Source organism: Serratia sp. TSA_7 (assembly GCF_052692135.1).
Genome location: NZ_JBQZFU010000015.1, coordinates 26,394 through 37,340, shown reverse-complemented (window position 1 = coordinate 37,340; position 10,947 = coordinate 26,394). Strand labels below are relative to the sequence as shown.

General features: G+C 54.1%; 9 protein-coding genes. 5 read left to right on the top strand and 4 right to left on the bottom strand.

Annotated features, from left to right (window positions below; all coding sequences use genetic code 11):
* The coding region (locus tag ACUTQW_RS24705; RefSeq protein ID WP_445654999.1) for a S8 family serine peptidase at nucleotides 1–1,860 on the bottom strand (1,860 nt) is incomplete at its 3' end.
* Between the two features lie 405 nt (nucleotides 1,861–2,265).
* Nucleotides 2,266–2,829 carry a TetR/AcrR family transcriptional regulator gene (locus ACUTQW_RS24700; RefSeq protein WP_006328745.1) on the bottom strand — a complete coding sequence of 188 codons (564 nt, stop codon included), beginning with the start codon at nucleotides 2,827–2,829 and terminating at the stop codon, nucleotides 2,266–2,268.
* A 389-nt stretch (nucleotides 2,830–3,218) separates the two neighbouring features.
* On the opposite strand from ACUTQW_RS24700, the gene ACUTQW_RS24695 reads away from it, so the two are divergent.
* Together ACUTQW_RS24695 and ACUTQW_RS24690 are read left to right on the top strand one after the other, a co-directional pair.
* Nucleotides 3,219–4,436 carry a Tm-1-like ATP-binding domain-containing protein gene (locus ACUTQW_RS24695; RefSeq protein ID WP_445654998.1) on the top strand — a complete coding sequence of 406 codons (1,218 nt, stop codon included), beginning with the start codon at nucleotides 3,219–3,221 and terminating at the stop codon, nucleotides 4,434–4,436.
* A 12-nt stretch (nucleotides 4,437–4,448) separates the two neighbouring features.
* The gene (locus tag ACUTQW_RS24690; RefSeq protein WP_006328747.1) at nucleotides 4,449–5,282 is read left to right on the top strand and encodes a phosphoenolpyruvate hydrolase family protein; all 834 of its coding nucleotides are present in this window, start codon (nucleotides 4,449–4,451) and stop codon (nucleotides 5,280–5,282) included.
* Nucleotides 5,283–5,410: 128 nt separating this feature from the next.
* Here the strand turns inward: ACUTQW_RS24690 and spy are convergent, their stop codons facing one another.
* On the bottom strand, nucleotides 5,411–5,908 hold the full coding sequence (gene spy / locus ACUTQW_RS24685; protein WP_004951675.1) for an ATP-independent periplasmic protein-refolding chaperone Spy: 498 nt from the start codon (nucleotides 5,906–5,908) through the stop codon (nucleotides 5,411–5,413).
* A 556-nt stretch (nucleotides 5,909–6,464) separates the two neighbouring features.
* On the opposite strand from spy, the gene pdeR reads away from it, so the two are divergent.
* Nucleotides 6,465–8,459 (top strand): cyclic di-GMP phosphodiesterase, encoded by a 1,995-nt coding sequence (gene pdeR, locus ACUTQW_RS24680; protein ID WP_006328756.1) that lies wholly within the window; start codon nucleotides 6,465–6,467, stop codon nucleotides 8,457–8,459.
* A gap of 16 nt (nucleotides 8,460–8,475) precedes the next feature.
* Here the strand turns inward: pdeR and ACUTQW_RS24675 are convergent, their stop codons facing one another.
* Nucleotides 8,476–9,342: a crotonase/enoyl-CoA hydratase family protein gene (locus ACUTQW_RS24675; RefSeq protein WP_006328758.1), complete on the bottom strand. Its 867-nt coding sequence runs from the start codon at nucleotides 9,340–9,342 to the stop codon at nucleotides 8,476–8,478.
* Nucleotides 9,343–9,436: 94 nt separating this feature from the next.
* On the opposite strand from ACUTQW_RS24675, the gene ACUTQW_RS24670 reads away from it, so the two are divergent.
* Both ACUTQW_RS24670 and yhjD read left to right on the top strand, forming a co-directional pair.
* A complete protein-coding gene (locus tag ACUTQW_RS24670) occupies nucleotides 9,437–9,646 on the top strand; it encodes a hypothetical protein (protein ID WP_006328760.1) in 210 nt (69 codons plus the stop codon).
* A 160-nt stretch (nucleotides 9,647–9,806) separates the two neighbouring features.
* Entirely contained in the window at nucleotides 9,807–10,826 is a 1,020-nt protein-coding gene (gene yhjD / locus ACUTQW_RS24665; protein WP_020439980.1) for an inner membrane protein YhjD, read from the top strand.
* Nucleotides 10,827–10,947 lie beyond the last annotated feature (121 nt).

Below are 10,947 nucleotides of genomic sequence, written 5' to 3'. Positions count from 1 at the left end.
GCTGCGCACTTCGCTTTGCGATAGCAAATTAGGGCTACTCTCCAGCGAGACCGCCACCTCACCGCCGCCGATCGTCGCCGATCCGCCGCTGTGGATCCGATCGCTCTGGCCGTTCGGCGCCACTTCCACCGCATAGCGCGAACCCGGTTCGAAGCTGACGTTGTTGGCCACGTTGAGCGTGCCGATCGAATTGCCCGGTGCCACGGTGCCGCCACGGCGGGCGGTCAACGCACCGACGCTGCCGGAGCCGCCCAGAATACCGGCGTTCTGCACCGTCACCGCCGAGGTGACCGAACCGTTGATCGCCAGCAGACCCTCGTTAATCAGCGTCGGGCCGGCGTAGGTGTTGGCCCCGGTCAGCACCAAGGTACCAATACCCTGCTTGGTCAGGCCGCCGTGGCCTGAGATAGCATTGCTCCAGACGTCCAGCCCGCAGTGAATATCGTCACACACCCGTTCGGTCGGTTTGCCCTTGTCCAGTACCGCGCCGATGCCCGGCAGATTCACCACAAACTGCTCGGGACCATAGGCACCACTGACGCGAAATTCCTCCGGAATGTCCTGTTCCGTGACGAACATGCCCGGACCGCGAATCGCTTTGCCCAGATCGATCATCCCCCAGCCAAACAGCGCATCGATACCCGGCGCGCCCATATCGACGGTGGTGGTCTTCAGTACCGAAGCGACCTGTGCGCCGGTCATGTACGGGAAGCGCTCCATCAGCACCGCAATGCTGCCGGCCACGTGCGGAGCCGCCATCGAGGTGCCGCTGTATTTGGCGTAACCCGTGGTCAGATTCTCCAGGCTGTTGCCTTCGATGATCGAGCTGTAGACTTTGCTGCCCGGCGCGGCAACGCAGAAGCTGGCGGTATAACCGCAACGTGAAGAGAAGGTGCTGATACTGTAATCGCCGCTATTGTTCGGATCTTGCAGGCTGGCGACGGAAAGCCAGTTGGGGGCAATCTCCGGCACGAAATAGGCCAGGCCGGCCATCGCATCCGGGTTATTCAGGTTGTAGTCATTGCCTGCGGCAAAAATGGTGACGATGCCGCTGCGTGCCGCATCGATAGCGCCCTGATAGGCACCGCCGGCTTTGGTGCCCAATATCTGTTTGATTTGATCGAACTGTTTCTGCGCGTCGGCGAGCGTGAAGTGGGGGTAAGCCGGATCCTTGCCACCTTCATCGAACTTCTCGGTGATGCCGATACCCCAACTGTTATTGATGATGCGCGCACCGCTGGCGATCAGCGCATCCCAACCGGCTTGGTATACCGCGCCGTCGTTGCCGAGAATGATGCCGTCTTCCGGCCCCGGGTCACCGTTTTCCGCGCTGATGATTTGCGCATTGAACGCCACGCCGTGCATTTCGCCGCCATCGCGGTTGCCGGCTGCGATACCGCCCACATGGGTGCCATGTGAGCCGAGCGTGCCGTCGGAATCCACGCTCGGCGTGCCGTCATAACGGAATGCGTCGCCTTTCTTCACCGGGATGTAAGGATCGGTGTACTCGCGGATGCCGGTCGTGACCAGGTTGATCACCTTGCCCGGGCTGGCGAATTCCGGATGTTGGGCATACACCGGCTGATCGAAAATACCGAGCTTAACGCCTTTTCCAGTATAACCGGCGGCGTAGGCCTGCTCTGCATGGATCGCCCCCAGGCCCCATTCAGCGTTGAATTCATTACTGCGCCAACTGCCCGGATCGCCCTGCCTGCCGCTCTCGACATAGGGTGTGGCCTGCGCTCCGCCGATCGCCGCCAGACATAAAAGCACTGCGCTCCATTGCGCACGATTCACGCCAATTTCAGGCCAGCCAAAGGCCGCCTGAACAGGCTTGACTCCTCTACGTTTACTTTCCATCCCAGATACCATCCCTTGTTGTTTGCAAATGTTTTATTGGTTTTTTTGTGTAACAGTTTCGTAACACCAAATAAATAAAGCACAACAATCTCAAGCACGCCTAATGGGTCAATAGCGAGGACGCCTGATTGGGACCGATAAACGTTATGTCAAAGAGAGGGGATGCATAAGGATTTCAAATGACCATAAATGGCCGGAGAGAGCGTTTTAATTGCGGTGGATAAAAATATAATCCAATGATAAATATGAATAATATAAAAACAAAAAGGCCAAGAGTTATTTCCCCTTAGGCCTATTAAAAATAGCTTGCCGGCCCCTCTTATCACTTTAAGTTATAAGAATTGCCGATATTTACTCAGTGAAATGTGCTGGTTTTAACAGAGAAGAACGTTGAAAATTGGATTATCATGCTAACGGTTTTCTGCTGTTCATCGCATCTTCTTCGGCCTGCCGAATAATGGCCTTCGCCATCCACTGCGTCACATCCTGAATGCCGCCGAGATCCAAACCCCAAATATCTTTCAGTACCAGAAAAACTTCCGAACCATAAATCAGTGAAAAAGAATGAATCACCCTCTGTAACGCCTCTGGCGGCAGTTTATCCTGTAACGGTTCTACCGCCAGCTTCAGCAGACGTTTGCGGTTGCCGCGTACCAGCTTTTCTATCGGCTTAATGGTACTGGAACGCGCCTCGGCCCATTGCTGGAGCGAAAGTTGCAATGCGGCACGCAAAGCACCTTCATGTTGCTCCATCTGTGGATAAGCAAAACTCAGCAACTGTTGAATGCGCACCCGAGCGTCATTGTCCGTTGGTTGCCACTCCAGAATAGGCCCCAAACTCTCCGCAACCACGGCAGCGACTAACGCACTCTGCGTAGGAAAATAGCGATAAGCCGTAGCACGCGAAACCTGAGCATGCAGGGCCAGTTCGGTAATTGAGGGAAAAGTCCCACCGTCAAACAACACCATTGCACTGTCAAGTAACAGCTTACGGGTTCTTGCTCGAGTATGGGTCAGATTTAGGGATACATTTAATGGCACGGCGACCTCTTTCACCAAGATAACGCTTGCCAGAACAATAGCTCAGGCGAATAAACACCACTGTAACAAACTTGGCTAACGCTGCGCCACGCAGGAAAAGGCGTTAATTTTTCCTTTCTTTCATCATATGAGACGTCAATCTCATTTTTGTGCGCAAACCTCTTGCACAAATGATACAGCCGTCTCATTATGATGATGAATTCACCGACTACGCTCAGTAACATTAGTCAACACCAGGGATTCAATTGAGTTAACTTATTAAATTATAATTAATATAGCGTGGCGGCCATCCGAACCTATCATTCAGGAACAGGCTAATGAACAATAATCAAGGGATGATCTATATTGCGACAACGGCGGATACGAAAGGGCAAGAATTGGCCTATGTCCGCAGCCTTATCGCCGATATCGGGTTACCCACGCTAACCATTGATTTATCCACCCATCACGTTCCGGCCCGCTACCCTGCCGATATTTCCGCCGCCACCGTCGCCAGCTACCACCCAGAAGGCGAAAACGCGGTATTCTGCGGGGATCGCGGTAAAGCGATTGCCGCCATGTCCATCGCTTTTGAGCGCTTTATGCTTTCACGTCAGGATGTTGCAGCCTTACTTGGCCTCGGCGGTTCCGGCGGTACTGCATTGATTACACCCGCCATGCAGCAATTACCCATTGGCTTGCCAAAGCTAATGGTTTCGACCATGGCATCCGGTGATACCTCCAGCTATGTTGGTGCAAGTGATATTGGCATGTTGTATTCGGTTACAGACGTAGCTGGTCTCAACCGCATTTCCCGTATCGTTTTAGGAAATGCCGCCCATCAAATCGCCGGCGCCGTTCGCTTTGCCACTCCGGCAGATACCGACAGTAAACCTGCCGTTGGGCTCACCATGTTTGGTGTCACTACTCCTTGCATTCAGGAGGTGACAGCCGCAATTGAAAAGGAATGGGATTGTCTGGTATTCCATGCAACCGGCAGCGGCGGCAGGGCGATGGAAAAGCTGGTTTATAGCCACCTGTTAAATGGCGTATTCGATTTAACTACTACTGAAGTCTGCGACTACCTGTTTGGTGGCGTGTTGGCCTGTAACGAAGATCGCTTCAATGCGATAGCCCATACCGGCATTCCTTGTGTCATGTCTTGCGGTGCCCTCGATATGATTAACTTTGGCCACCCAGACACCATCCCCGCTCGTTATGCTGAGCGTCAGTTCTATAACCATAATGCCCAAGTGACTCTGATACGGACTACGCCAGAAGAAAATGCCCAAATGGGTCGTTGGATTGGTGAAAAGCTGAATACATGTACCGGGGAGGTTCGCTTCCTGATCCCTGAAGGTGGCGTTTCCGCTCTCGATGCCCCTGGGCAAGCATTCTGGGATCCCGAAGCTTTGGCAGCCTTCGTCAACGCGCTGGAAATGACATGGCGACCCACGGAAAAACACCGTCTGATCAGAACCCCTTATAACATCAACGATCCCCGCTTTGCCGACATCGCCGTGCAACAGTTTAGGGAGATATCTCGTACTTATTGATTGGAGTTAAAAATGGCCAAACATACCCGACAGGAGCTACTTACTAAATTCAGGGAAATGATTGCCCGCCGTGAACCTATCATTGGCGGAGGTGCCGGCACCGGGCTCTCAGCCAAATGCGAAGAGGCCGGCGGCATCGATCTGATAGTCATTTATAACTCGGGCCGCTATCGCATGGCGGGTCGAGGCTCCCTGGCAGGTTTGCTGGCCTATGGCAACGCAAACGAAATCGTCATGGATATGGCCAAAGAAGTCTTGCCCGTGGTCAAACACACTCCTGTTTTGGCTGGAGTTAATGGTACGGATCCTTTCTGCCATTTTGACAAGTTTCTTGATGAGATTAAGAACACGGGCTTCGCCGGGGTGCAGAACTTTCCAACGGTGGGTCTTATTGACGGCAACTTCCGCGCCAATCTGGAGGAAACCGGTATGGGATATGCGCTGGAGGTGGACATGATTCGTCTGGCGCATGAAAAAGATCTGCTGACCACACCTTATGTTTTCAATGCACAAGATGCGGTAGCGATGACTGAGGCAGGTGCCGATATCATAGTGCCGCACATGGGGCTGACTACCGGCGGCAGCATTGGCGCAGAAACGGCTCTGACCCTGGCCGATTGCGTCCCGCTGATTAACGATTGGGCCCAGGCTGCCAAACGGATCCGCGAAGACGTGATCGTCCTTTGTCACGGAGGTCCAATAGCCACGCCTGAAGATGCCTCATATATCATGCGGCGCTGTCCTTTGGTGGATGGCTTCTACGGTGCCAGCTCCATGGAGCGTCTGCCTACGGAACTAGCGTTAACCGAAACCACTCGTCAATTTAAAAAAATTAACCGGGATTGACAGGAAACTCACTCACTCGCACGCAATACCAAGGGAAACCCGTTGTTTAACGGGAAGGTAAGTTGAAGTGAGATAAACAAAAGGGCCAGATGAATAATCTGGCCCTTTTTATTTACCCCATGACGCTATTACTGTTCGGTCGTCATTTTCGATTTCATTTTATTCATGTGGTCCATCATTTTCTGTTCGCGTTTCTGATAATTCTCATTGTATTGTTTTTTCTGCTCAGGGGTCAGCAGGTTATACATTTTATTTTCCGCTTTGGCGCGTTCCAGCATATGTTCGGACTGCGCTTTGCTGATGGCATCAATTTGGGATTTCGCTTTTGCTTCATCGAAGCTGTCGCTAGCCACCAGGTTGTGCAACGCCTGACGCTCCTCTTTTACGCCCGCACCGCGATTCTGGTGTGATTCTTTCATGATGTCGCGCATTTGCTGGCGCTGCTGTTCAGTCAGGTTCAGGCCGGCAAACGGCCCGCCTTTACCTTCGCCTTTATGGTGCATCATTTTCATCGGGGCGGCATCCGCAGCAGTTGCCGGCGCCGCCGTGGTGTCCGCAGCGAAGGCCATGGAAGCAGAGCCCAGCGCCAGAGTAGAAGCTACAAATAAAGCGGTCAGTTTACGCATAATCATTTCCTTAAAATTATTCTTCATCAGGAGCGCTGTACGTGAACAGGCTCTTCTTTCGTTCGTCGGGGATAATAGTAGGCCGTTAAACATAGAGTAATGCGATGCTGTGTAAATTTTTTAAAACCCAAAACAGGTTTATTCGACAACTTTGAGTAAATTATGGAGATAGTGTCTAGGGTCCGGAAATTTTGATTGCCTGAGAAAATTAAAATTCACCTCAATGGGGTTATTCCTGACGCCCGCAGCCTTTATTATAATTTAGCCTCATCCAGTACAACCGCCCTTCAACAATATGGCGGTATCCAATGCGCAAAAATCGTACGAATGTCCCTTGATTGAAGATTTTTCTCTTACACTCAAAGCAACCGGCAACAGTGGGACATTTACACAGCAAAACTAATTATTGCTTATATAATAGTTTCATCACCCATGCCCGCCCGTGAAAAACGTGTTATATGATGGAGATACGTGCACTGCGGCCGCTACCGAGCCTGAAAACTGCGGCTACGCTCATTGCGGAAACCTGGCTGTCGTGCCCTTTTGAGGAATCATCATGTTCGCAGACCAAGGCCCTATGCTCCTGAACGCCCACTTTGGCACCGGCAGCCCCTACTGGCGGCTGGCATTCGACAGCAATGCCCTGGAGCTGTCCGCAGTCAAAGGCAAAGCCCATATGGCCGTGGCGCTCAGCGCCATACAGGCGGCAAAAATACGGCGTCTGAGCGGCATTACCGCCAGCCTGGATATCTCTATTTCGCTGGTCGGCGAGCCGATACATTTGCATCTGGTGGGCCGCCGGATCAACAAACTGGAATGGGCCGGCACCGCCTCCGCTTTCAGCGACACCAAGTCGGTCGCCCGTGACCTGGTGCATGGGCTTTCCTTTGCCGAGCAGGTGGTATCCGAAGCCAATTCGGTGATCGTGATTGTCGATCAGCATGGCCGCATCCAACGCTTCAACCGTTTGAGCGAAGAATACACCGGCCTGCATGAACATGATGTCATTGGCAAAAACGTCTTTCAGCTGTTTATGAGCCCGGAAGAAGCGGCGGCCTCGCGGCGAAATATCGCCGGTTTTTTCCGTAATGGTTCGTCCTACGAGGTGGAACGTTGGGTCAAAACGGTAAAAGGCGAGCGGCTGTTTTTGTTCCGCAACAAATTCGTCCACAGCGGTAGCGGGAAAAACGAAGTCTTCCTGATTTGTTCCGGTACGGACATCACCGAAGAACGCCGCGCCCAGGAACGCCTGCGGGTGCTGGCCAATACCGATATCATCACCGGCCTGCCCAACCGCAACGCCATTCAGGACAAAATCATCCAGGCTATCGCGGAGCGCGGTGACAGCAACGTTGGGCTGGTGTACCTCGATCTCGATAATTTCAAAAAGGTGAACGACGCCTACGGGCATATGTTCGGCGACCGTTTGCTGGTTGAAGTATCGCTGGCGGTGCTCGGCTGTCTGGAGCCCGATCAGGTTCTGGCCCGTCTTGGGGGCGATGAATTCCTGGTGCTGGCCCAACAGGCCGACCGCGAGGTGCTGCAACAGCTGGCCCAGCGTATTATCGATCGATTGAAAACGCCCTTCCGCATCGGCCTTATCGAAGTCTATACCGGTTGTTCGATTGGCATCGCGCTGTGCCCGGAACACGGTAACGATCTCGACGGCCTGATCCGCAGCGCCGACACCGCCATGTACGTCGCCAAAGAGCGCGGCAAACGCACCTTTACCGTATTCTCGCCGGAAATGAACAAACGCGTCGCCGAATATATGTGGCTGGACACCAACCTGCGCAAGGGTCTGGAGCAAAATCAACTGGTGGTTTATTACCAACCGAAAATCGATGCGCTCAGCGGCATGGTGCACAGCGTGGAAGCCCTGGTACGTTGGGACTCGCCCGAACGCGGTCTGATCCCGCCGTTACAGTTTATCTCTTACGCTGAAGAATCCGGGCTGATAGGCCCGCTCGGCCGATGGGTGCTGCAGACTGCGGCCAAACAGGCCGCCCAGTGGCAACAGCAAGGGCTGGCGCTGCGGGTCGCCGTAAATCTTTCCGCACGGCAGTTGGTCGATGATTCCATCGTGGAAGATCTTATCAACGTGTTGCAGCACAACAAGTTGACGCCGTGCCTGCTGGACTTCGAACTGACGGAAAGCAGCCTGATTGAGGATGAGAGACGCGCACGCGCGGTCATCACCCGGCTGCGAGAACTGGGCGCGCAAGTTCATCTCGATGATTTTGGCACCGGGTACTCCTCGCTGGCGCAGCTGGCGCGTATCCCGCTGGATGCCATTAAGTTGGATAAAAGCTTTGTGCGCGGCGTGAATTTCAATCCGGTTTCGCAATCGCTGGTGCGCGCCATCGTCGCGGCGGCCGAGGCGCTGAAATTCCGGGTGATCGCCGAAGGCGTTGAGACAGAAAGCGAGAACAGGTTCCTGGATGAGGTTGGCGTGGACGAGAAACAGGGGTTCCTGTTTGCGCGGCCAATGCTCCCGGAACAGCTGGAACATTGGCTGCGGTCTTATTGCCCGTCACCCCCCTCAGCGTGATGCGGGCAGGTTTGCATTAGCCGGCACGGCGCAGGTTCAGCGTATGACGATCCTGCAGCATGACCAAACGTTCAATATAGGCGCGGTCTTTCTCCTCGATAGTGAAAGCCGAATGCACCCAATCTTCGGTGATGTCCATCAACTCCGAACGCGTAAGCTGCAATACCCTCTGGCGAGCGCGCAGCATGGCGCGCATGCCGTTCAGCTTGGGCCGGATGGTATCGATAAAGGTACGGGTGGCTATATAGGCGTCACCGGGCTGGAAAAGTTGATCGACCAGGCCGCGGCTTTCAAACCATTCGGCGGTGTGCGACTCGCCGCTCCAGATAAGCTCCTCGGCCAAGCGCATGCCCGCTTTGCGCGCCACCAGCGAATAACCGCCCATGCCGGGGAACAGATTGAAGGCAATTTCCGGGAAGCCCATGCGCGCATTGTTCTGCGCCAGAACGAAATGGTGCGCCAGCGCCGCTTCAAACCCCCCGCCCAGCGCGCTGCCCTCCACCATCGCAATGCTAACCGCCCCGGTATCGAACCCGCGCGCCGCCGCGTGCACACAATCAATGCAGGCGCGCGCGTAAGCCATCATCGCTTCACGTTTGCGGTTTTTAATCGCTTCGGCAAAGAATTGCAGATCGCCGCCGACGTTGAACATGTTCGGCACCAGCGAACCGGTCACCCAAAAATCAAACTGCAGCGACGACTCTTTCGCCGCCTGCGCCAACGTCATGATGTCCTCGATCAGCGCCTGATTGAAGCAAGGCCGCGGCTCGGCGCGCAGCAGCATCCACATGATGTGCCGCTCTTCCTCATAGTAGGCGGAAATCTGTGTCAAAGTGCCCGCTTCGGTGAACGGACGACAGGTGGGATGATTTAGTAATTTCATATAGCCTTCCATTTTCTCTATTGATAACAGTTGAAACCGTTCCAGCCCCTACGGCTGCAGCAACGCTGCGGTTGAACCCCCGCAGCGCCACCTCATGAGTAAACGCTTTCTTGGTGATGAAATAGATAAAAATTGGCGGTCGGCGAATGAAAAAGGCCGCGCTGGCAGCGCGGTTGATATGAGAATTTTACCTATCGGCGAGCAAGAAGATTTCACCCGGCAGGGCAACGCGATAAGCTCACAAATTGCTCGCTTGCCGCCCCGACGGCCAATCGGCGGGCATTTTGGCTATAATCAAGGCTGAGACAGCCTCTACCCTAAATAATTCGAGTTGCAGGAAGGCGGCAACTGAACGAATCCCGGCGAGCTTACTTCAGTAAGTGATTCGGGTAAGTGAAGGCAGCCAACGTACATGCAAGTTGAAGTATGACGGGTATATTTATCGTTAAGGAAATCGTGACGTAATGCCTACAGGATCAGATAAAGAACCCCGTCAGCCCCACAGTGAAACGCCGCAAAAACCCCTGATCGGTATCAAAACCGGCCACGGAAAAATTGACCGGCACATTTCCGGTTTTTCACGGCTGGTCGAGCGCATCCAGGCCTGGCCCAGCATCGCTCATCTGCTGCGCGCCACCGAGCGCTTTAACGATCGTCTGGGCAGCCAATTCGGTGCCGCCATCACCTATTTTTCGTTTCTCTCGCTGATTCCGATTCTGATGGTGTCGTTCGCCGCCGTCGGCTTTGTGCTGGCGTCCAATCCTGACCTGCTGGCCGGGTTGATCAATAAAATTGTCGGCAGCATTAGCGATCCTACGCTGGCCAGCACGCTGAAAAATACCGTTAATACCGCCATTCAGCAGCGCACTACGGTGGGGCTGACAGGCCTGGCGCTGGCGCTGTATTCGGGGATCAGTTGGATGGGCAATCTGCGCGAGGCGATCCGGGCGCAGTCGCGTGACGTGTGGGAGCGTAATCCGCAGGATCAGGAAAAGCTCTATTTCAAATATACCCGCGACTTTATCTCGCTAACCGGCCTGGTGGTGGCGCTGATCATTACCCTGACGCTGACCTCCATCGCCGGTTCGGCACAGGCGGCCATCGTCAGCGCATTGGATCTGGAAGGCATAGAATGGCTGCGCCCGGCGATGACGCTGATTGCGTTGTCGATCTCCATTCTCGCCAACTACCTGCTGTTCCTGTGGATCTTCTGGATGCTGCCACGCCATAAGCCAAAGAAAAAGGCGTTGCTGCGCGGGACGCTGCTCGCCGCCATCGGCTTCGAAGTGATTAAGTTTGTGATGACCATGACGCTGCCGCAGGTGGCAAAATCCCCTTCCGGCGCCGCCTTTGGATCGGTGATTGGGTTGATGGCGTTCTTCTATTTCTTTGCCCGCCTGACGCTGTTCTGCGCCGCCTGGATCGCCACCGCGCAGTATAAAGAAGATAAAACCCTGCCGACATCCGAGCAGCCTGCCCCCTGAAGCAATGCAATCATACCGGCCATCATTCGATGGCCGGTGTTTTATTCTGAGATAACACTAAAAACCCAGCACACACCACCAAAACCAAACCTTTAGCCGTCTAAAAACCAGCATAACAAAC